The following is a 21,544-nucleotide window of genomic DNA, read 5'->3' as shown; positions in this document are numbered from 1 at the left end:
CCGACTGCCCTTGCCGGCCGCCCCACGGGAGTGCTCGATGGTCACTGTCACGTCGTTCGGACCCGAGGTGGTCATCGCCGGCGCCGCCCGCAGTGGCACCTCCGCGCTGGCAGCCCAACTCGGCGCACACCCCCGGATCGACGCCGGGAAAGTCAAGGAACCGAACTACTTCAGCCGGCAATTGGACCGCGGTGAGCAGTGGTACGAGAGCAATTTCCGCAGCCGCAGCGACGGCCTGCTCCGGCTCGACGGGAGCACGTCCTACACGTCGCCGTTGTATCCGCACGCACTGGAACACCTGGCGGCCGCTTCGCCGGAGGCGTACGTCATCTATTGCGTCCGGCAGCCCACTCAGCGCGCACTGTCGCACTATTTGCTGCGTCGGCACTATTTCCACATCGACGATGCGTCGACCTTCGGCGAAGCGCTCGAAACCACCTCCCTGTACGTCGACCAGGGTGACTACAGCCATTGGCTGCCTCTGCTGCGCGACACGTTCGGCCCGCAACGCTTGTTGGTGGTGCCCTTCGAACTGATCACCGCGCAGCCCCAGGAGGCCACCGGGGAGATCTGTCGGCGCCTGGGCATCGAGCCTCCCCCTGACGCCACAGAGGAGGGGGAGGTCCACCGCAACGCAGTGGTGGAATACCGCAGCGAACGCATCCGCCGATGGGCCGGCAGATTCCGCCACAGCCGGGCGTATCCCGCGGTGCGATCGTTGGTGGGCGCTGATCGGCTGCGCAAGGCTCGAGGACTGATCACGCAGCCGCCTACTCTCCCGACGACAGCCGAGTCCATGCAGTCGTGCTCAGCCCACGTGCTGTCTCAGCTGAAGGCACTCGACGACCGGGCCGGAGAGGCGACGCGCCGATACCTCGAAGAGCAGGACGAGCGTCTGGGGCTGCACTGGGCGCCGCTGTCCTTCGCCGCGGCGACGGCCTAGCTGACCGCGGCCGACCGAAGGAGACGCCTTCGATCGCGCCGGCCAGGACTTAGACGCCGGCGTACTCCACGGTGCCGCGCGGTGCGGACCGGGGTGCAGGGGCAGCACGTCGCGCAGCCAGCACGCCGAGGACGAAGCCCAGGGCCACCCAGCTCACCGGCGATATCGCGCCGCCACCGATGGTGAGCATCCGCACCAGCGGCAGGGCCAGCGCCGCCGTCACCGGCACCATGGCGGACGGCAGCCGGTCGAGTCGGAGAGCGAGCCACACCATCGTTCCCGCCACGATGCACAGCAGGACCAGGGCCGGCAGTGCAGCGAAGATTCCGTTGCGGAGCAGGGTGTCGAGCACGAGGTTGTGCGTCGAGTGGCCCACCGTGTCGTATCCCCCGGTGACCCAGTGGTCGGCGACGGCCTGCAGGCCGGCGCTGTAGTGACCTGCCCGTCCTTCGTAGCTGGCCGTGTCGACGAAGAAGCGGTTGTAGATCACCACGCCGAGGCCGGACACCGCCAGCCCAGCCACGGCGACGACGGCGGCGGCCATGATTGCCAGTTGCCTGCCGGACATCTGTTGGCGACGCAGACTGCGCCAGGCCGCCAACAGCGGCCACGCGATCGCGGCAAGCAGCACCGCGCGGCTCATCGACAGCACGAGCAGCGCGACGCCGAGCACCATCGAGGCGCGGTACAGACGCGTCTGCCACCGGCCGGGAGCGAGGCCCACACGCATGGCCCAGGTGGAGACCGCCATGGAGACCAGGAGGGCGCCGAACATCTCGTGCCGGAGGTTGCCCGAGAGGTTGCCCTTCACTCGCCCGAAACCCGCGAACGCCGTCTCGAACAGCTGCTTCTGGAAGATTTCCGGGTCGCCGGCGGCCACGGTCCTGCCCAGCACGGTCACCGGATTGACTCCGTTGACCGCCATGGCCAGACCCAGGCCGATCACCAGACTCACGCACACGACGACCGACGCCATCCGGGCAGCCGAGATCACGGCCGAATCGCCCACTCGCAGAGCCCGGCAGAAACACGCCGCGATGACCAGAGCGCTCGCCAGGTACAAGAGGTGCCTGGCGGCGGGGACGAGCGGGAGACGCAGATATAGCTGCGTGGCCGCGAGCGCTCCGAGCATGTACAGGTTGGCCACCACGAAAGCAGCCCCTGTTCTCAGCACGGGGGCGTACGCACGGGCTCGGAGGCGGAGCAGGAGAAACACGGTGAAACAGAAGATGGCCAGTTCGTGCAGGGAATCCATGCCGAACGGCACCCCCGGCACGAGGATCCACTGCAGCGGCAGCAGCGCGAACAACAGGAGCAGTGCGCCGCTCACCGGTGCGCCCCGCGGGGTCGAGCCGTCGACAGCCAGGTGGGGACGTCAGCCGAGAGGTGCGCATCCTCGATCGCGGGTAGCACGGCCACCCCGGGCAGGGGCGAGTGCCGGGTCCCTCCGCGGACGTAACCGCGGCCGAACTCGTCCTGCAGCGCCCGCACCCCAGAGGCATGGAACCCCATCGGCCGATAGTGCCACAGGCGGTGCAGTTCATAGGCCCGATCGTTCGTCCTGTTCAGGCCGGTGCCCTGCGCACTCCGGATCGTCGGTGATGCCCCCGAGTGCGCGCAGCCTCGCCGGCCACGACCGCGGTCGGCTCAGCCGATCTCGACGACGACGAGATCTCCGGCGACATCGACGGAGATCTCGGTTCGCGGTGGTTGAGTTCGGATCGGGGCGTCGCCGGAGCGGGGTACGTACACGGCCGACGCTCGTGGCGCGCGCAACGTGATCGTGGCCGATGCCGGCGGAAGGACGACGCCGTCCTGTACCTCCACATCTCGCCACAGCAGGAGGTAGTGGCGCCCGTCGCGCTTCTGCGCGACGAGACTCTGCAACGGCTCGCGAGACGCGATGTCCGCCTCGAGGGGCTGTATCCGAGGTCGCGGCCCACGATCGTCCATGAGTCGCAAGAAGCGCTGCGTCGCGAAGAACTCGGGCTTGCGCCGCCACGTGCTGGGGTCGTCGTTCGACGAGGACCCGTCCACCGCCACCAGACCGAAGTGGGCTTTGGGCTCACTCGTGGCGTTGATCCGCTCTTGTGTCGTGGTCTCCATCGGATCCGGGTCGTCCAGCAGTTCGAATCGGCCGTAGATGCTGCCACGCTGGAAGAAGTCGCAGATGCCGCGGACGGCGTAGGTCGCGGCCACGTCCTCGCTGACCGTGGCTCCGGCGTTGGTGGCCGGCGAATCGTTGTACCCGGTCTCGGTGAAGAACCAGCGGTTCACGTGCGGAAAGCACGGGCGCAGGATCTCGATATGGCGGTCGATGTTCTTGGACGGGCTTACCCCGCCGTTGTACATGTGGGCGTTGCCCCAGTCGCTCCACGCGGACAGGTCGCCCAATAGCCGCGCGCGCTCCGGGGTGACGTCGGTGCGGGTCGACGGGCCCACCACCGGCACGCCGTCGAAGGCCCGGTCGGCGCGAACGCGGTCCCACAGCGTCCGCTGCATCAGCCGTCCGTGGGCAGCCCACTGCGGGTCCACCTGGCCGTTGACCACCGAACCGTCGATCTCGTTGCACCCGCCGAGGGAGTGCAGCAACGACCCCAGTCCGCCGAGCTCCCGACCGTAGAACTGAGTGAGCACCTTCAACGCAGCGTCCGTCGCCTGCTGGGGGTGCGGCCAGTCGGCCAGGGTCGCAATCGTCGCGTGCCACCGCACACCGGACTTCGCGAGTCTGACCTGCATCGCCCGCTGCAGCTGGGCTCCGGGCGACGAGCCGGTCGCCACGCGTTCCCGGACGATGCGGACCCCCAGGTCGCTGAGGAGTTCGAAGACCGCGTCGGAGTACCGGTACACCGACGTGGCGAAGAACGACCTGGTGTTGAGGGCGTAGTTCTCGCACAACTCGTCGGACCAGTGCGCAGTCATGCCGAGGGACGACGCACGACGGATGGGCGCGCTGCCCGTGACGACCGCAGCGGTTGCGGCGAGGCCGGCGGCCAGGACGGCGCGGCGGGACCACCTGGACGCCGTCGACCCGTCCTCGGTCATGCACACCCCGCCGTGGCTGGTTGCCGGGGCGTCATCCTATCGTCGGGGCAGGCGGTCGGAGGGGCACCGCACGCGGCGCTGAGGCCACCCACTGCGACCGGCATCCCGCACGACGGCCGCCGTCCTACGGAGCCTGCCGAGGCGTCGCGAGCTCCTCCGCGTCATGGGGACCGGCACCTGCACCGCCGTCGGGGTCGCGGCCCATCTGCTCCTGGACGTCACCGGCAGGGACGGCCGGCAGCCGGCGCCGTGGGGCGGACACCTTTCCCGCCGTCCGTGCGCTCGCCCTCCGGACGACGTCGCAGAACACGACACCGTCGACCGAGCCTCCCACCTGCTCGATGCGCTCGATCGCGGCCACCAGTCGCCGCCTCCGCGAGACGTCGCGGCGCACCACCAGCAGGGTCAGATCGGCGCTGCGAACGATCTCGAGGGTGTCGACGACCGGAAGGACCGGAGGGCTGTCGATCACCACGAGATCGGCGGTGGCGCACAGCTCGGCCAGCATCGCCGCCCAGCCGGGCGCGGCCAGGAGTTCCGCGGACGGAGCGGTGGACTCTCCGGACGGCAGGACGCGCAGTCGCTCCAGTTCCGTGTCGGCGAGAGCGCTCTTCAGTCGCACCCGCAGGTCGGAGCTGTCGCTCAGGATGTCGCCGACACCGGGGCCCGGAGGCAACCCGAGCAGTGGGCCGACGCCGCCGTTGCGAAGGTCTGCGTCCACCAGTACGACGTCGAGCCCGGCCGAGGCTGCGGCGACAGCCGTGTTGACCGCCGTCTGGGTCTTGCCCTCCCCGGCGGCCGCGGACGTCACCAGCACGACTCGGCCGCGATCATCCCGGCCCGTTCCCGGCGTGAGCTGGGACAGCCGGTACCGGAGCGTGACCGCCAGCGCCCGGTACGCCTCGCCGGCTCTCGAGTCCGGTTTGCTCAGCGTCACCGGGCTCTTGCGGATCGACCGCCCGCTGTGCGGGATCCGCCCGAGGACAGGCCGCCGGGTAGCTGATGTGGCGTCGTCCTCGCCGTGCACCGAGTCGTCGAAGTACTGGCGCAGGAAGGCCAGTCCGAGGCCGAGCAGGAGCCCGAGCGCGCCGGCGAGAAGGAGCGTCGGGACCTTTCGTGGAGAGGCCGGGTGTGCCGGAGGCGTCGCCGGGTCGAGGACCTTGGCGCTCGCGACCGCGCTGGGTACCCGGACGCTCAGGTACTCCTGGGCCAGGGCGTTGGCGATGGCGGCGGCCTGGGACGGGTCACCGCGCGTCGCGGTGATCCGGAGGACCGAGGCCCCACCGGGATCCGGCTCCGCGGCCACGGAGTGGACCAGGCCGCCAGGCGTCTCGTCGAGTTTGAGGGACGCGATGACCGCGGACGCGGCGTCGACGCCAGTGACCACCCGAGCCTCGGTCGCCACCTGTCCTGCGGTCAGCGCCTTGCCGTCGTGACCGGTGGGCGCCCCGAGCAGCACCTCAGCGGTCGCGACGTAGGTCGGCGTCGCCCGGCTGATGTAGAGCAGTCCGAGCCCGACGCACACGAGCACTGTCAGGACGACGATGTACCAGCGCCGGCGGATCACGCCGACCTGATCACGCAGCTGAATGAGATCGTCGCTCATCAATCTCCCTCACCACACCTCATCACGAGGCCCCCCGCAAGAATGGCCAGGCTGCGCCCTCTCCACGCAGACATCTCCCGACGAGGGGCCAAGCTAACCCACGAATCACGGGCGGAGGACCTCTCGGCGCATGACCTCGACGGATATCTGCGCACGGCCTCGGTTGCCTGGTCGGCGAGGCGTAGGAGGGCTACCACCACGGGCCACTGCCCACCACGGAGGCCCCGGAATCGCTCGAGTCCGAATGACATGGCTGCACGGAACCTGACGTCGGTGGGACGGCGCCCTACCGGCCGGCCGCCTTCACCACCTGACTGACGGTCCGTACCAGGATCTTGATGTCTCCCCACATCGACCAGTTCTCGATGTAGAAGTTGTCGAAGTGCGCGCGGTCGGCGATCGACGTGTCGCCCCGCAGGCCGTGGACCTGGGCCCAGCCGGTGAGACCCACCGGGACCCGGTGCCGCGCCCGGTACCACGGGTACTGCTGGCTGAACTCGTCGACGAAGAAGGGGCGCTCGGGCCGGGGGCCGACCAGGCTCATGTCACCCCGGAGGACGTTCCACAGCTGCGGGAGTTCGTCCAGGGACAGCCGCCGCATCACGCGCCCCAGAGGCCCGACGCGCAGGTCCTCGCCGATGTTCCACAGGGTGGCGGCCTCCGACTCGGTCGGCCGCAGGGAGCAGAACTTCAGGAGCGTGAAGGGCTTGCCGTCGAGCCCGATGCGCGTCTGCCGGTAGAGCACCGATCCCGTCTCCCAGCGGCTGGCCAGCGCGCAGATCAGCAGCACGGGCGCGAGGGGCAGCAGGATGGCCGACGTGAGGACCATGTCGCTGAGCCGTTTGATCGTCCACGTGCCCGAGCGGAAAGGAGCCCGCCGCATGCGGAGCAGCGGCATGCCCCAGAGGACCTCGGTGTCACGCGTGACCGTGTGCACCTCGAAGAGGCGCGGCACGAAGTAGATCTCGCAGGCCAGGCGGTCGCAGGCGCGCAGCAGTGGGACCATGAAGGGCTCGCGCAGGGAGCCGTAGGTGACGATCACGACGTTGACGGAGTTCGCCAGCACGACCCGGCACAGGTCGTCGGAGCCGCCCAGCAGCGGCACCGAGCGCTCCTCGTCTCCGAGCAGCGGATCGTCGTCCAGCATGCCGACGGGGTCCAGGCCGTACTCCGGATGCTCGGCCAGGGTCTCGGCCAGCCGCCCGGCCACCGTGCCGGCCCCGACGAGGAGCGTTCGCTGGCGCAGATGGTGCCGACGGCGAGCGGTCCGGATGCCGCCGTAGATCACCGCCCGCACCCCGAGGCTGACGACGCCGAAGAGCGCCGAGGTCACCAGGCGTGCCGTGCCCGCCACCCCGTCGTTGAGTCCGCCGAGCACCATCATCGCGGCACCGGCAGCCAGGGCCCGTCCGACGACGGCGGGGGCGTCGTCGAGCGCCGAGAGGTTGAGCCGCGGCCGGTAGAGCCCGCCGGCCTGGAACACCGCCAGGACGAGGACCAGCATGATCAGGTTCTTGACCGACGGTCTCGACGTCAGGGCGACCGCTGCGGCGAAGGCGGCGAGGTCGCCCGCCACGAGGCTGACCGGGATCCAGAGCGCGCGGGCGCGCGAGCGCCGGCGGGACGGCGAATCCGCGGGCCCCGCGACGTCTGGGAGCGCTGCGGTATTACCGAAGATGAGGATCCGCCGCGCGGGCGACGGCTCCGTTCGCACCCTGACGTCGGTCGCGAGCACGAGCCCCGATCGCCGCCACGGGCGACGCACGCGGCCCGTGGCGGGGACAGACCCCTCGGCTCGTTCCGCCTGCGCCTCGAAGTTCAGCATGGGTCCGCTACGAGCAGATCGTCGTCGCCGCGGAGCGGGGGCGGTGCTGGTTCGTGCAACAAGCGGCTGAGGCGGTCGTCATGGTCTTCTCCCACGTACCGAGCCCGTCGAGCTGGAGGTGCGGCCCGACTCCGACGCTAGAAGCAACCGCACGTCACGGGATCCGCTACGGGGATGACTCCACATACGTATTACGGGGGAGCTGACCTGCTGCCCGTCCAGGGTCACGCCACGCCCCCGCGGCGGGCCAGGGTCACCGCGGCCAGGGAGGTGTGCACGTCCAGCTTGGTGAAGATGTTCTGCGTGTGCGTCCGCACGGTGTTGACGGAGACGGAGAGCTCCGCGGCGATCTCCGCGCTGCTCCACCCTTCCACCATCGCCGCCAGCACCTCTCGTTCCCGGGCGGTGAGAGCGGACAGGCATCCCTGGGCGGCGCGCACCTCGTCCTCCTGCCGGAACAGGTGGGTCAGCACGTCGGTGAGCAGCAGCGGAGGAACGTACGTCTCACCACGGACGACGGCCGACACGGCGCGGACCAGCGCCGCGACACCATCGGTCTTGGGCACCCATGCCCGGAACCCCGCCCGCAGAGCCCGGGCCAGCGTCGGCACGTCGTCGTGCTCGGCCACGGCCACGAGCCGCAGGCCGGGATGCGCCGCCACGAGCCGCGTGCCGGTCGTCAGGTAGTCGTTGCCACCGCCGTCCACCGTCAGCATCGCGACGTCGACCGCCCCGGAGCGGCACGCGCGCACGGCGTCGGCGGGCCGGCTGACTGCCGCCACGACTTGCACGTCCGGCTCGACGTCGAGCAGCTGCGCCAGCCCCTCCACGAACGACCGGTGGTCGTCGCCCAGCAGCAGCCGGTTCACCGGACGACCGAGGGCCAGATACCGCCCGTCAGGAGCTGACGGAGCGGCCGCCGTCGGCTCACCATTCCCGGCCCATGCCGGCCTCGACGACCAGCGAGACCGCTTGCAGACGGTTGTGCACCCCGAGTTTCACCAGCACGTTCTGCAGGTGGGAGCGCGCGGTGCTCGGCGCCACGCCGAGGGCCTTGGCGATCTCCCGGGTGTCTGCTGCTTCGACGAGCCGGTCCAGCACCTCACGTTCCCGCTGCGTCAGGCGCGCGACGAGTTCCCGTACCCGACGATGTCCGTCCGGTTCGGCTGCGGGAACCGACCACGACGGCGGAGCCGGCCGGTGGCCGGCTTGCGTCCGCTGCAGCGCGGTGAGGATCGCAGCCATCGGCTGCGCCTTGCTCAGGAAGCCCTCCGCCCCGGCCGCCACGGCCGCCGCCTCGTCACGGCGGTCGACGGACCCGGAGAGGACGACGACGCGGCACGCAGGGCGATGCCGGCGGATCTCGGCCACTCCGTCGAGGCCGCTCCCGTCCGGCAGGGACAGATCCATGACGCACAGATCCGGCTCGAAGTCGTCGATCGCCTCCCGGGCTCCGGCCAGCGTGGTCACGATGCGCGGCTCGTACCCGTGCGCGAGCAGGACGGCGGACAACGGCTCGACGAAGAGGCGATGGTCATCGCACAGCAGCACTCGCACGCCCGCTCCCCCCATCAGCGGATCAGACGACCCGCATCTGCCGGGCGGCGCGCTGCAGCTCGGGCGCCGCGGCCCGCAGGACCAGTGCGACGGATCCGCCGCCCTTCCGGGCCGGCAGACCCACGACCAATTCACCGCCCATGTCGGCGAGCCCCTGCCGCGTGACCTCGAGACCCAGCCCGGTGTGTGCGGGCACCTTGCCGAAACCGGGTCCGTCGTCCTCCACCAGGATCTCCACCGTCGTGGGCGTGCGCCGGGTCGTCACCACGACCCGTCCGTCCGGCCCGGCGGCGCGGACCGCGTTGTCGAGGACGTTGACCAGGCAGCGGCGCAGCAACGAGCGGTCGCCGGCCACCGGCAGCTCGCCCCGCCGGCCGCTCCGGTCGAGCGAGCCGGTCCAGGTGAGGGCGAAGGCGTCCAGCACGGACGTGACCACTTCGTCGGCGTCGGCCACGCCCCTGCGCTGCGGATCCCCATCGGCACGCGGCTCGGCGATGCTCCGCGTGACACCGGCGAGCTCTTGCGCCTGATCGATGATGCGGTCGAGGTAGTCGCGCACCTCCGGGGTGACCCCTGCTGTCTCCCGCGCGGCCTCCGCCAGTGCCAGCACCACCGACACCGGCTGCCGGATCTCGTGCAGGACGACCAGGAGCCGGTCGTGCAGCGGGCCCCTGCTGGTTTCCGCAATCGTCATCTCAGTCCCCCGTCACCGGCCGGCTCGACGCCCATGGCCACAAATGCGGACCCGGAGAGACAGTGAACCGGCCGTGAAAGAACTGCAACGTCACTGTGCACCATCTGTGAACACCGCCGAGAGAAACTTCACTCGGCTCTCGATCGATGACGCTCTGTGCAAAGGCGCGCCCCGGCGGTCGCGGGCCTGCTGCTTTGGCGGCCGGCGGCGCGCGGACCCCTACTCCCCGTCCCGGCAGCCGTCTTAGGGTCGGCGCCCACCCAGCAGCGGTGGACCCGGCGACCGGCATCGGCACCGGTACGCCGGCAGGACACGGGGGCGCGGATGGACTGGTGGAACCCGGCGATCGCCGTTGCCGGACTGCTCGTCGGCATCGTCGTCGGCCTGACGGGGATGGGCGGCGGCGCCCTGATGACGCCGGTACTCGTCTTCTTCTTCGGCGTCCAGCCGCTCGCAGCGGTCTCCAGCGACGTCGTCGCGAGCTTCTTCATGAAGCCGATCGGCGGCCTGGTCCACCTGCGGAAGGGCACCGTCCACCTCGGCCTGGTGAAGTGGCTGTGCCTGGGCTCGGTGCCGGGCGCCTTCGGGGGCGTCCTCCTGCTGCGCGTGATCGGCTCGGGCGAGCACCTGCAGGAGATCCTGCTGATCGCGCTCGGCGGGGTCCTCGTCCTCGCCTCGTTGGCGATGGCCGCCAAGGCCTACCTGCGGCTACTGGCTCGCGAGCGCCGTCGCGCCAGAGGCGGCGCTTCCAGGGAGGCGCCGCTGCAGACGGTGCGCGTGCACCGGGTCGCCACGGTGCTCATCGGCTTCGGCGGCGGCCTGGTGGTCGGGATGACCTCTGTGGGCGCCGGCTCGCTCATGATCGTGGCGCTCATGCTGCTCCACCCGTCGATCAAGGCGGGCCAGCTGGTGGGCACCGACCTCGTCCAGGCGGTGCCGTTGGTGGCGTCGGCGTCCCTGGGTCACATCCTCTTCGGCGACTTCACCGTGGGCCTGACGGGCAGCGTGCTGGCGGGCGCGATCCCGGGTGTCTGGCTCGGGGCGCGGGTGTCGTCGCACTCTCCCGGCGGTCTGGTGCGACGGGCCCTGGCCGTCGTCCTGTTCGCTTCCGGCGCGAAGTTGCTCGGCTTCTCGACCGGGATGGTGCTCGCGCTCGTGGTGGCCGCCCTCGTCGGCGGGGCGGGCGTCTGGGCCTGGGTGCGGGTCCGCCACGGCGAGGCGCCGCTCGCGTCGCAGCAGCGGCGCCGGCCCCGCAGCGTCCGCGCACCGCAGGTGCCACCCGTCGACCGTGGTCTCGGAGGAGCCGTGACCGAGCGACCGTGACCGACGCCTCCACGGTGGAGGCCCTCAGCAGCGAGGAACCGAATGCTCTCCGACTGGAACACGACGGTGTCGCCCGACACCGCGGCCATGTTGTCCGATGCCGACCTCGCGGCTCTGCTGGCGAAGACGGCCGGGGACCGCCTGCTCGCGCTGCGGGAAGCCCTGCGCGACGCACTCCCCGCCGAACTCAAGGAACGGGGCGACGGCGAGGGGCAGCGAGCGCTGGCCCGGGGACTGGCGGCGACCCGCCCGCGGGACGCGATCCTCTCGGAGGAGGCGGTCGACGACCCCGCCCGGCTCTCGGCGTCCCGGGTGTGGATCATCGATCCGCTCGACGGGACACGGGAGTTCTCCGAGGGACGCCACGACTGGGCCGTGCACGTGGCGCTCTGGCAGGACGGCGGCCTGGTCGCCGGCGCCGTCGCGCTGCCCGGTCTGGACGAGGTCCTCACCTCCGATCCTCCGCCCGTCCTCCCCCCGCGCCGCAGCTCTCGGCTGCGCATGGCGGTCAGCCGCAGCCGGCCGCCGGCCGTCGCCGGCGCGGTGGCAGCTGCGCTGGGCGCCGAACTCGTCGAGATAGGATCGGCGGGGTTCAAGGCCGCGGCGGTGATCCGCGGAGAGGTCGATCTCTACGTGCACGGCGGCGGCCAGTACGAGTGGGACTCCGCCGCGCCGGTGGCGGTCGCGAACGCCGCGGGGCTGCACACCTCCCGACTGGACGGCTCGCCGCTGCGCTACAACCGGCCCGATCCGTACCTGCCCGACCTGGTGGTGTGCCGGCCGGAGCTGGCCGACGACGTGCTGGGGGCGCTCCGCGCCCTGACCGACGACGAGAGCGGGAGTTCCCGATGAGCCGCACGCTGACCCATCTGCAGCAGCTGGAGGCCGAGAGCATCCACATCCTGCGGGAGGCGGTCTCCGAGAGCGAGCGCCCGGTGATGCTGTACTCCGTCGGCAAGGACAGCTCGGTGATGCTGCACCTGGCCCGGAAGGCGTTCTATCCGTCTCCCCCGCCGTTCCCGCTGCTGCACGTGGACACCACGTGGAAGTTCAAGCAGATGTACGAGTTCCGCGACAAGACCGCCGCCGAGCTCGGGCTGGAGCTGCTGGTGCACCAGAACCCCGAGTGCGTCGCGCTGGGCATCAACCCGTTCACGCACGGGTCCGCCGTCCACACGGACATGTGGAAGACCCAGGGCCTCAAGCAGGCCATCGAGAAGTGGCACTTCGACCTGGCGTTCGGCGGTGCACGGCGCGACGAGGAGAAGGCGCGGGCCAAGGAGCGCGTCTTCTCCATCCGCTCGGCCCAGCACCGGTGGGACCCGAAGAAGCAGCGGCCGGAGCTGTGGCGCACCTACAACGCGCGGCACAGCGGTGGCGACAGCGTGCGGGTGTTCCCCCTGTCGAACTGGACCGAGCTCGACGTCTGGCAGTACATCTACCTCGAGGACATCCCGATCGTGCCGCTCTACTTCGGCGCCCAGCGCCCGGTCGTCGAGCGCGACGGCACGCTGATCATGGTCGACGACGACCGCATGCAGCTGCACCCGGGAGAGCAACCGCAGCTGCGCAGCGTCCGGTTCCGCACCCTCGGCTGCTACCCGCTGAGCGGCGCGATCGAGAGCACGGCCGACACCCTTCCCGCGATCATCCAGGAGATGCTGCTGACGACGACGTCGGAGCGGCAGGGCCGGGTGATCGACCACGACTCGACCGGGTCGATGGAGAAGAAGAAGCAGGAGGGCTACTTCTGATGACCCAGCCCTCGCACCTCATCGCCGAGGACATCGAGTCCTACCTGCGCGAGCACGAGCACAAGACGATGCTGCGGTTCATCACCTGCGGCAGCGTGGACGACGGCAAGTCCACCCTGATCGGCCGGCTGCTCTACGAGTCGCACCTGGTGTTCGAGGACCACCTGGCGGCGCTGGAGGCGGACTCGCGCAAGGTCGGCACCCAGAACGGGGAGCTGGACTTCGCGCTGCTCGTCGACGGCCTGGCCGCCGAGCGGGAGCAGGGCATCACGATCGACGTCGCCTACCGGTTCTTCTCGACCGAGAAGCGCAAGTTCATCGTCGCCGACACCCCGGGACACGAGCAGTACACGCGCAACATGGTGACCGGGGCGTCGACCGCGGAGCTCGCGGTGATCCTGATCGACGCCCGGAAGGGCGTGCTGACGCAGACCCGCCGGCACAGCTACCTGGTCTCGCTGCTGGGCATCCGCAAGGTGGTCGTGGCGGTGAACAAGCTGGACCTGGTCGGCTACTCGCAGGAGGTCTTCGACGCAATCGAGGCCGACTACCGGGCGTTCGCCGCCCAGATCGGGCTGACCGACATCCTCTGCATTCCGATGTCGGCGCTGCGCGGTGACAACATCACCGAACCGAGCGCGAACACCCCCTGGTACACGGGCCCCACGCTCGTCGGGCACCTGGAGACCGTGGAGGTCGACGACGGGCCCGTCGACGGGCCGTTCCGCATGCCCGTGCAGTGGGTGAACCGCCCGCACTCGGGGTTCCGCGGCTTCTCGGGGCTGATCGTCGGCGGCCGGGTCCAGGTGGGCGACCGGGTGCGCGTCGTCCCGTCCGGCCAGACGAGCCGGGTCGCGCAGATCGCCACGATGGACGGCGACCTGACCGAGGCGGTGGCGGAGCAGTCGGTGACGCTCACGCTGACCGACGAGATCGACGTCAGCCGCGGGGACGTGCTCTGCGCCGCCGACTCCCCCGCGGGTTCGGCCGACCAGTTCGAGGCGCACGTCGTCTGGATGGCCGAGCAGGAGATGCTGCCCGGCCGGCCCTACCTGCTGCGTCTGGGCACGCAGACGGTCAACGCCTCGCTGGGCCGGCCCAAGTTCCGGGTCGACGTGAACACCCTCGAGCACGCGGCCGCCACCACGCTCGCGCTCAACCAGATCGGGGTGTGCAACCTCAACCTCGACAAGCCGGTGGCGTTCGACCCCTACGCCGAGAACCGCGACATGGGCGGCTTCGTGCTCATCGACCGGCTGACCGACGCGACCGTCGGCGCGGGGATGATCCACTTCGCGCTGCGGCGGTCGCAGAACATCCACTGGCAGGCGCTGGAGGTCGACAAGCCGGCGCAGGCCGAGCTCAAGGGCCACCGGCCGTGCGTCGTCTGGTTCACCGGGCTCTCCGGGGCGGGCAAGTCGAGCATCGCGAACATGGTGGAGAAGCGGCTGCACGCCCTCGGCGTGCACACCACCACCCTGGACGGCGACAACGTCCGACACGGGCTGAACAAGGATCTGGGGTTCACCGAGGCCGACCGGGTGGAGAACATCCGCCGGGTCGCCGAGGTGTCGCGGCTGATGGTCAACGCCGGCCTGGTCGTACTCGTCTCGTTCATCTCCCCGTTCCGGGCCGAGCGGGCGATGGCCCGCGAACTGGTCGCCGAGGACGAGTTCTGCGAGGTTTTCGTCGACACCCCGCTGCACGTCGCCGAGGCCCGCGACGTGAAGGGCCTCTACGGCAAGGCCCGACGGGGGGAGCTGACCAACTTCACCGGCATCGACTCGCCGTACGAGCCGCCGGAGGACCCCGAGATCCGCCTCGATACGACCGTGACGGGGCCCGAGGAGGCGGCGGAGAGCGTCGTCGACCGGCTGCGGGCCATGGGGGTGTTGCGCTGATTACCCGTCAGGGGTGGTCAGGGGCAGGGGGCCGGCCCTCGTCCAGCCATGCTCGCGCCGCCTCGTAGTCGTCGGCCATCCCGACCAGCTCGACGCCCTCGGGTGAGTGGTCGATGAGCAGCCACAGACCGTCGAACGCCTCGAGCACGGTCTCGTCGCTGCGGTCGGGCAGCCCGTGCGGATAGCGGGCCGAGCGGATCTCGCGGTAGCGCCGCCCCCCGACCCCGCCGGGGGGCGGTGCACCGCGCACTCCTAGACCTCGCGGGGCGGAAGAAGCGGCTCGTGCGGCCCCGGACGCTGCCACGTGCACGTGAAGGAGCTGCGCACGAATCGTTCCGGCTCACCCGGCTGGTTGATCGCCGTATGGACGACGCGGCCGAAGCCGCCGCACCGACAGAGAGCGACCCGGTCGGCGTCCGCCCGGGTCCGGTCCAACACCGCAGTGTCACCGGTCATGGAGCGCAGGGTCCTACCGACCTGCGCCTCCGACAAGTGGAAGCGCGACGTCGCTGCGATGACCCCGTGGGCGGTCACGGTCCGTGGGTGGGCGCACCCGTTCGCGCTGCTGGGGCCGGGTGTCACGTTGCCCCGACGGTCAGGAGCGGACGTCGCGGATCGGCGCCGCGGACGACTCGAGGCCGCGGGCATCCTGGGCGCGGCGCAGGCCCCACGCGGCCGGAAGCACCACGCGCGGTGCGACGCCCACGAGGACGGCGATGAAGAACGCGACACCGGCCAGTGCCTCGCCGGACTCCTCGATGAAGGTCGCCGTCACCACCCAGGAGGCCGAGGCCGCGGCGGAGACGGCCGAGAGTCCCACCGACGCGACGCCGTAGCCGGCGAGCGTGCCGAGCACGCGCCGGCGGTCGCGGCGCTCGGTGCGGCTGAGGAACCACAGGGCTGCCATGACGGCGACGGCGAGGACGACGCTCACCAGCAGCGCACCGCGGGAGCCGATGCTCTCGGTCAGCGCGTGCATCGCCCGGGCGTGCACGGTGCCGCCGGCCTTGACGGTCGCGATGCCGCCACCGACCAGGGCGACGGACAGCCACCAGGAACGGCGGCCCGGGATGCTGCCCCCGAGCGTGACGGCGGCGAGCGCGCCCGCGGCGAACAGCACGGCGACGAACAGCCGCGGCAGGGAGAACGGTGCGTCCATGGAGAGCAACCGGGCGGCCGGTCCGGTGACGCCGTTGAGACGCAGCAGGTAGCCCGTGGTCTCCAGGGCCACGGCGACCGCGGCCAGCGAGATGCCGATCGGGGGCAGCGGCACCGGACGACGGCGGACCGGGGGGCTGACCGGCACGAACGACGCCGGCAGGTCGGCGGTGGTCAGACCCACTCCGGTACCGGACGAGCGGCGGTCGGCGATGCGGATGCTGCGGCCGACGAGCACCCCGAACGCAGCCCCGACGACGGTCCACGCGACGAGCACGCCGAGGACCCAGACCCACCACACATGGTGATCATCGGCAGGTCACCGGCTGAACGTGACCGTCCCGTCACGGAGTTCACCCGTGTCGCGCCCCACGCGACTCACGGCACCCACCCGCCCATCACGCCCCGGCGAACGGGCAGGTCCGGTGGGGGGCCTAACTGGCCTGGGAGTCCTCGCCGGTCCGGGTCTCCTCGACGATGCGCCGGGCGGCATCCTGCGTGTCAGCGTTCGCCATTGCTCGGCCCCACCACAACGCGCAGGCGGTCGCGACGACCGCCCACCCGATCAAGAGCCATGCCCATGGCACAACTCGACGGTCCGCCCCGCCACCGCTCGGCGGCAGAGTCGAAGGGCCCCGAGGAAACTGCTCAGCACTCGTCACCGGTTGGTCGCCCATGACGCGCCTTCCGCCCCGGGAGGAGGGCCGAAGCTACTCGCGGCTGCTCCGGCTGCCACTGCCCCGGAGGGGACCGCTCAGGGCGGGAACTCCCCGGCTCTCCATGAGCACACCCGCCGCCAGTCATCCCCGGACAGGTTCTCGACCCGTACACACGCACTCTCGGCCGGCCGGGAGTGCAGCGAGAGCTGCCGGGCGTACCGCTCGGCATCCTCGTCGTCATCCGCCTCGAACACGTAGGTGACCTGGCCCGGACCGGTGAGAACTCGGTAGATCGACACAGCGGTCCCCCTGACCGCTCACGGGCAGAAAGTCGTCGGCAACACATATCGTGTTGCCGCGACGAGAGTCATCGCTGACGGGTGGACGTTGCAGTACAACTGGCGAGGGCGGCGCCGACATCACTGCCCCTGGTGGCGGCGCCGCCCGCACGGAACGTAGGGCCTACCAGTCGGTAGTCCATCCTCGGCGCACCCGTTGTGACTCGGATCACATACGCCCGGGTGGCCAGCAGGGTCCGGTCAGTGGAGCACCTGCACACGACAGCCCCGACTTGCTTCAGTCGGAGAGGTAGTCCGCCAAGGCCGTGCGCCAGTCGCGCGGGGTGAAGCCGGTCGCGGTGATCTTCGCGAGGTCCAGCACGCTGTTGAGCGGACGGACGGCGGCCTGCGGCTTGTCGGCGAAGTACTTCTCGGTGCTGGTGCGACCCACGTCGTCGGCGGACCGGCCCCGGGCCGCGAACACCGCGGCGGCGGCGTCCGCCCACGAGACGGGCTCGCCGGAGTTCGTGAGGTTGTAGGTGCCGTACGGGGCGCCGGTGCGCAGCAGGTGGGCGATGCCGGCGGCGAGATCGGTGGTGAAGGTCAACCGGCCGATCTGGTCGTCGACGACCGTCGGCGAGATGCTCCGGTCGGCCAGGCCGGCCATGGTGCGCACGAAGTTGCCGCCCTCCCCCACCACCCAGGTGGTGCGCACCAGGTAGTGCCTGGTCACGGCGGCCGCCTGCGCGTCGCCGTCGGCCTTGCTCTGCCCGTAGACGCTCAGCGGGTGCGGCGCGGCGTCCTCGGGGATCGGCCCGTCGTAGGTGCCGTCGAACACGTACTCGCTGGAGATGTGCACCAGCGTCGCGCCGGCAGCCTCCGCGGCGCGGGCCAGGTGGCCGACCGCCTCGACGTTGGCGGCGCGGACCGCCTCGTGGTTGGCCGGGTCCTCGGCGGCGTCCACGGCGGTCCACGCGGCGGCGTTGAGGATGACGTCGACGCCGGACCAGTCGTACCCGGCGACGGCGGCGGCGTCGGTGACGTCGAGGGCCGCACGGTCCAGCGCGACGGCGTCGGGGAACTGCTGCTGCAGCGCCCGGCCCAGCTGACCGTTCGCCCCGACGATGACGGCGGTCACTGGCCCTGGGCCGCGTACTTGGCCTCGACCTGCTGCTTCAGCGGACCCCACCAGGCCTCGTTGGCGCGGTACCAGTCGACGGTGGCGGACAGGCCGTCGCGGAAGTCGGTGTACTGCGGCGTCCAGCCCAGCTCGTCGCGGAGCTTGCCGGCGTCGATGGCGTAGCGCAGGTCGTGGCCGGCGCGGTCGGTGACGTGGTCGAAGGCGTCGCGGGGCTGGCCCAGCAGCTCGAGGATCAGCTCGAGCACCTCGCGGTTGTTCTTCTCGCCGTCGGCACCGATCAGGTAGGTCTCGCCGGAGCGGCCCTTGTCGAGGATCGCGTGCACCGCCGAGTTGTGGTCGTCGACGTGGATCCAGTCGCGCACGTTCTCGCCCTTGCCGTACAGCTTGGGGCGCAGGCCGGCGAGCACGTTGGTGATCTGGCGCGGGATGAACTTCTCGATGTGCTGATAGGGCCCGTAGTTGTTGGAGCAGTTGGAGATCGTGGCGGTGATCCCGAACGACCGCACCCAGGCGCGCACCAGCAGGTCCGAGCCGGCCTTCGTCGAGGAGTACGGGCTCGACGGGTTGTACGGCGTCTCGGGGGTGAACTTGGCCGGGTCGTCGAGCTCCAGGTCGCCGTAGACCTCGTCGGTGGAGATGTGGTGCAGCCGGACGCCGTGCTTCCGGACCGCCTCGAGGATCGTGTAGGTGCCGATGATGTTCGTCTGCAGGAACGGCGACGGGTCGTTCAGCGAGTTGTCGTTGTGGCTCTCGGCGGCGAAATGGACGACGACGTCGGAGCGTCCCACCAGCTCGTCGACCAGGGCGGCGTCAGCGACCGAGCCGTGCACGAACTCGATGTCGTCGCGCACCGGAGCAAGCGAGGCCTCGTTGCCCGCGTAGGTGAGCGCGTCGAGCACGGTGATCTGGTGCTCGGGGTGCTCGCGCAGCGTGTAGTGGACGAAGTTCGCGCCGATGAAGCCGGCGCCTCCCGTGACGAGCAGTCGCATCGCCGCTGCAACCTCCAGGGTCTCGTGGCCGGCGCAGACTGCCCGGCCGGCTCCCGCGGACGCTCGTTCGCGCGGTGTCGCGGCACGACGGTAGCCGAACGAGCGACACGACCCGGTGACGCCCGCTGATCGACGCCGCGCTGAGAGCGGCGATCCGGGCCGGTAGCCGAGAGGTCGTCGCTACCTGGAGAAGGTCATCCGATCGGAATCACGGAATCACGGGATCCGTGGGCGGTGGGGTCGTCTCCGTGGGCGGTGGGGTGGTCTCCGTCGGTGGCGGGGTCGTCTCGGTGGGCGGTGGGGTGGTCTCCGTCGGTGGCGGGGTCGTCTCGGTGGGTGGCGGGGTCGTCTCCGTCGGGGGCGGGGTCGTCTCCGTCGGGGGCGGCGGGGTGGTCTCCGTGGGCGGCGGCGTGGTCTCGGTGGGCGGCGGTGGGGTCGTCCCCGTCGGCGGCGGCGTCGTCCCCGTGGGCGGCGGTGGGGTCGTCCCCGTGGGCGGCGGTGGGGTCGTCCCCGTGGGCGGCGGCGTCACCGTCGGCGGCGTCGTCACCGTCGGCGGCGTCGTTGTCCCGGTCGGAATGGTGCCCGTGGTCGGTGACGTCTTCGTGGACGTCCCGGTCCCGTCCGCAGCAGCAATCGGCCCAACGGGCCCGGAGCCGACGAGGGCCGGTGCTGAGCCGGCCACAGGGTCAGCGGTCGCTGTGAGTCGCGCCTGCACCCGAACCGACGGGCTGGCTTTCCTCGCGGTTGCGGCCGTGTGCGCGCCCGCGAACACGCGGCTCGATGCCGGGGTCCGCGGCCCGTGCGTCGCGGGTGACTTTGTCGCAGCCGCCTCAGCCGGTGCCGCACTCGCCGAGCCCTGCTCGGCGTTGGAAGAGGCGCCGCCGAGAGCCGGTACGAGGTTCGGCCCAGCGCCGATCGTCGACTGGTCGATCACGCCGTGGTTCATCGCGCTCGGCAACAGGAGGGCGACCGTCACGAGGCCGACCGCCATCATCACCCACGCCCAGAGCGGAGCCTGCGGCGTCCCGCGTACCTGCATGGGCGGAAGCTAGGTGAGCGGTGATCCCCGCGGGGGCCTCGCAGCAACCCGGAACCGCCGTCACAGGTAAATCGAGCCGTGTCGTTTCGGAAATGCGACGGCCCCGACACAGTGAGTTAACAGGCCGACCTCAGCCGGCCCGGCGGCCCAGCGCTCGGTAGGTCCATCCGGCCGCGTTCCAGGCTGCGCCGTCGAGGGCCTCGGTCAACAGGTCGACCCCGAACGTTCAGCAGGTGTTGCCCGAGTCGGATCAAGAAGACAGTGCCTGCTCCCTCTAGGAAGTACACATGAGCTGGTTGCTGATCGCCGTCGCCGTCTGGGCGGCTCTCTCCGTCGGGCTGGGAATGCTCATCGGCCGCTCGATCCGCGTCGCCGAGGTGCTTGATTCCCGCCAGGCACAGCCGCTCGTGCCCGACTTCTTCCCCGCCGAGTGGGCCACGCCCGCCGCCGGTTCGCGCTGATCCCGTCCCCCTCTACGGAGTGAGAGAGCCGAAAGACGAGGCCTGACGCCGGTAGTCTCGGACGCTCGCACTGTTGACGGGGGTCCTGATGAGCGCCGACGTGTCCAGCGCACCCGGTGGACGGGCACCTGAGGCAACCCCGGACGGCGAGGTCGATCCCTCGCCGCATCGCACCCTGAAGCGCGTCCTCATCAGCCTGGGCGTCCTCGGACTGGTGCTGGCGCTGGTCATCGGCGGCGGGCTGTGGTTCCTCACGAACCGCTACGCCGGGAATATCGACCGGGTCGCGAATGTGTTCAGCGGCCTCGACGAGAAGACCCGCCCCGCGCCGGCGGCACCGGCCCAGCCGGCGGGCGCCGATCCGGTGACCTTCCTGCTGGTGGGGTCGGACACGCGCGCCCACCCCGCGGCGGGTGAGACGCCGGACGGGCGGTCGGACGCGATCATCGTCGCCCGCTTCTCCGGCGACCGGAAGCACGCACAGCTGATCTCCATCCCCCGCGACTCCTGGGTCGACATCCCGGGCCACGGCAAGAACAAGATCAACGCCAGCTACTCATGGGGCGGCCCGTCCCTCCTGATCCAGACGGTCGAGCAGCTGACGAAGGTCCGTATCGACCACTACCTGGCGATCGACTTCGACGGGCTCATCAAGGTGACCGACGACCTGGGCGGCGTCGACGTCGCCGTGGCCGAGACGACGAGCAACGGGCCCTACACCTTCCCCGCGGGCACGAACCACCTGAACGGCGACCAGGCGCGCTGGTACCTGGGCCAGCGGTACGGCCTCGCCGCCGGCGACTTCGACCGGGTGAAGCGCCAGCAGCAGTACCTGAAGTCGATGTTCAGCAAGCTGTTCAGCGCGCACACGTTCACCGACCCGGGGCGGCTCGACACCGCGCTGCTCGCGGTGACGAGCGCGGTCAAGGTCGACGACACCCTCGGCAACGGCGACCTGCTGGCGCTGGCGTACTCGATGCGTGATGTGACGCCGGGCAACGTTGCCTTCTTCACCGCACCCGTGCTGGGCACCGGTATGGAGGGGGCGGCCAGCGTGGTGTACCTCGACACGGTCACCGGCGACCGGATGTGGAAGTACCTACGCAGCGACTCATTGGCGGCCAACACCGCGGAGTTCTCGGACCAGGCGCTCACCGACGTTCCGCGCTAG

General features: G+C 70.8%; 20 protein-coding genes. 8 read left to right on the top strand and 12 right to left on the bottom strand.

All coding sequences use genetic code 11. From position 1 onward, the window contains the following. Positions 1–37 precede the first annotated feature (37 nt). Positions 38–943, top strand: coding sequence for a sulfotransferase family protein (locus tag AC2H4J_RS00975; RefSeq protein ID WP_487462955.1), 906 nt, complete (start codon positions 38–40; stop codon positions 941–943). A gap of 49 nt (positions 944–992) precedes the next feature. On the opposite strand, the gene AC2H4J_RS00970 is transcribed toward AC2H4J_RS00975, so the two are convergent. The 7 genes from AC2H4J_RS00970 to AC2H4J_RS00940 all read right to left on the bottom strand — a co-directional run bounded on the left by AC2H4J_RS00970 (position 993) and on the right by AC2H4J_RS00940 (position 9,670). Continuing rightward, positions 993–2,273: an O-antigen ligase family protein gene (locus tag AC2H4J_RS00970; protein ID WP_487462954.1), complete on the bottom strand. Its 1,281-nt coding sequence runs from the start codon at positions 2,271–2,273 to the stop codon at positions 993–995. A 317-nt stretch (positions 2,274–2,590) separates the two neighbouring features. Beyond that, the gene (locus AC2H4J_RS00965; protein WP_487462953.1) at positions 2,591–3,988 is read right to left on the bottom strand and encodes a hypothetical protein; all 1,398 of its coding nucleotides are present in this window, start codon (positions 3,986–3,988) and stop codon (positions 2,591–2,593) included. A gap of 124 nt (positions 3,989–4,112) precedes the next feature. After that, positions 4,113–5,594: a tyrosine-protein kinase domain-containing protein gene (locus AC2H4J_RS00960; protein ID WP_487462952.1), complete on the bottom strand. Its 1,482-nt coding sequence runs from the start codon at positions 5,592–5,594 to the stop codon at positions 4,113–4,115. 286 nt (positions 5,595–5,880) lie between these two features. Continuing rightward, positions 5,881–7,308: a sugar transferase gene (locus AC2H4J_RS00955; protein ID WP_487462951.1), complete on the bottom strand. Its 1,428-nt coding sequence runs from the start codon at positions 7,306–7,308 to the stop codon at positions 5,881–5,883. Positions 7,309–7,643: 335 nt separating this feature from the next. After that, positions 7,644–8,288 carry a LuxR C-terminal-related transcriptional regulator gene (locus AC2H4J_RS00950; RefSeq protein ID WP_487462950.1) on the bottom strand — a complete coding sequence of 215 codons (645 nt, stop codon included), beginning with the start codon at positions 8,286–8,288 and terminating at the stop codon, positions 7,644–7,646. A gap of 58 nt (positions 8,289–8,346) precedes the next feature. Then, entirely contained in the window at positions 8,347–8,976 is a 630-nt protein-coding gene (locus tag AC2H4J_RS00945) for a response regulator (protein WP_487462949.1), read from the bottom strand. 22 nt (positions 8,977–8,998) lie between these two features. After that, positions 8,999–9,670: a sensor histidine kinase gene (locus AC2H4J_RS00940; RefSeq protein ID WP_487462948.1), complete on the bottom strand. Its 672-nt coding sequence runs from the start codon at positions 9,668–9,670 to the stop codon at positions 8,999–9,001. Between the two features lie 324 nt (positions 9,671–9,994). On the opposite strand from AC2H4J_RS00940, the gene AC2H4J_RS00935 reads away from it, so the two are divergent. The 4 genes from AC2H4J_RS00935 to cysN are packed head-to-tail and all read left to right on the top strand — an operon-like array spanning position 9,995 to position 14,648. Continuing rightward, on the top strand, positions 9,995–10,993 hold the full coding sequence (locus AC2H4J_RS00935) for a sulfite exporter TauE/SafE family protein (protein ID WP_487462947.1): 999 nt from the start codon (positions 9,995–9,997) through the stop codon (positions 10,991–10,993). Positions 10,994–11,035: 42 nt separating this feature from the next. Further along, complete coding sequence (locus AC2H4J_RS00930) at positions 11,036–11,845, top strand: 3'(2'),5'-bisphosphate nucleotidase CysQ (protein WP_487462946.1); 810 nt, start codon at positions 11,036–11,038, stop codon at positions 11,843–11,845. Continuing rightward, positions 11,842–12,747, top strand: a complete 906-nt coding sequence (gene cysD, locus AC2H4J_RS00925; protein WP_487462945.1) for a sulfate adenylyltransferase subunit CysD — start codon at positions 11,842–11,844, stop codon at positions 12,745–12,747. Before AC2H4J_RS00930 ends, cysD begins: the two co-directional genes overlap by 4 nt. Beyond that, positions 12,747–14,648, top strand: a complete 1,902-nt coding sequence (cysN, locus tag AC2H4J_RS00920; RefSeq protein ID WP_487462944.1) for a sulfate adenylyltransferase subunit CysN — start codon at positions 12,747–12,749, stop codon at positions 14,646–14,648. The genes cysD and cysN overlap by 1 nt, the downstream gene beginning before the upstream one ends. Before the next feature lie 7 nt (positions 14,649–14,655). Here the strand turns inward: cysN and AC2H4J_RS00915 are convergent, their stop codons facing one another. The 5 genes from AC2H4J_RS00915 to rfbB form a co-directional block, all read right to left on the bottom strand. Next, the gene (locus AC2H4J_RS00915; protein ID WP_487462943.1) at positions 14,656–14,898 is read right to left on the bottom strand and encodes a hypothetical protein; all 243 of its coding nucleotides are present in this window, start codon (positions 14,896–14,898) and stop codon (positions 14,656–14,658) included. A 345-nt stretch (positions 14,899–15,243) separates the two neighbouring features. Beyond that, entirely contained in the window at positions 15,244–16,107 is an 864-nt protein-coding gene (locus AC2H4J_RS00910) for a hypothetical protein (RefSeq protein WP_487462942.1), read from the bottom strand. A 453-nt stretch (positions 16,108–16,560) separates the two neighbouring features. Next, the gene (locus AC2H4J_RS00905) at positions 16,561–16,764 is read right to left on the bottom strand and encodes a hypothetical protein (RefSeq protein ID WP_487462941.1); all 204 of its coding nucleotides are present in this window, start codon (positions 16,762–16,764) and stop codon (positions 16,561–16,563) included. 277 nt (positions 16,765–17,041) lie between these two features. Beyond that, positions 17,042–17,881: an SDR family oxidoreductase gene (locus AC2H4J_RS00900; protein WP_487462940.1), complete on the bottom strand. Its 840-nt coding sequence runs from the start codon at positions 17,879–17,881 to the stop codon at positions 17,042–17,044. Beyond that, a complete protein-coding gene (gene rfbB / locus AC2H4J_RS00895) occupies positions 17,878–18,873 on the bottom strand; it encodes a dTDP-glucose 4,6-dehydratase (protein WP_487462939.1) in 996 nt (331 codons plus the stop codon). Before rfbB ends, AC2H4J_RS00900 begins: the two co-directional genes overlap by 4 nt. 227 nt (positions 18,874–19,100) lie before the next feature. On the opposite strand from rfbB, the gene AC2H4J_RS00890 reads away from it, so the two are divergent. The 3 genes from AC2H4J_RS00890 to AC2H4J_RS00880 all read left to right on the top strand — a co-directional run bounded on the left by AC2H4J_RS00890 (position 19,101) and on the right by AC2H4J_RS00880 (position 21,544). Further along, complete coding sequence (locus AC2H4J_RS00890; protein WP_487462938.1) at positions 19,101–19,925, top strand: hypothetical protein; 825 nt, start codon at positions 19,101–19,103, stop codon at positions 19,923–19,925. 274 nt (positions 19,926–20,199) lie between these two features. Next, positions 20,200–20,373, top strand: coding sequence for a hypothetical protein (locus tag AC2H4J_RS00885; protein WP_487462937.1), 174 nt, complete (start codon positions 20,200–20,202; stop codon positions 20,371–20,373). 88 nt (positions 20,374–20,461) lie between these two features. Continuing rightward, on the top strand, positions 20,462–21,544 hold the full coding sequence (locus AC2H4J_RS00880) for an LCP family protein (protein ID WP_487462936.1): 1,083 nt from the start codon (positions 20,462–20,464) through the stop codon (positions 21,542–21,544).

Source organism: Blastococcus sp. OS1-29 (assembly GCF_057628075.1).
The sequence above is the reverse complement of the archived record's forward strand: the minus strand, read 5'-3'. Positions and strand labels throughout refer to the sequence as shown.